The 241-nt window shown below is 62.2% G+C and carries 1 pseudogene; it reads left to right on the forward strand.

From position 1 onward, the window contains the following. Positions 1–241: pseudogene (locus AAEZ05_RS29940) on the forward strand (hypothetical protein); the annotation flags it as partial.

Genomic DNA, 241 nt, shown 5'->3' on the forward strand with positions numbered 1-241 from the left:
TCGTCGAGCTGCTGCTGTCCATCGCCCATGTGCCGGTAGAGAAAGTCCACACCATCCGCCTGGTGGCCGACCAGCCGCAAACCCCGGAACTGTGGCTGCGCAGTTTCAATGGCAACGACTGGCTGTACTTCAACCCGGAGACCGGCGAACAGGGCCTGCCCGCTGACCGCCTGCTGTGGTGGACCGGCGATGAAAACCTGATCACCGTCGATGGCGGCAAGAAAGCCATGGTGACCTTCAG

The organism is Pseudomonas sp. HY13-MNA-CIBAN-0226 (assembly GCF_040310305.1).
GTDB classification, from domain to species: Bacteria; Pseudomonadota; Gammaproteobacteria; order Pseudomonadales; family Pseudomonadaceae; genus Aquipseudomonas; species Aquipseudomonas gregormendelii.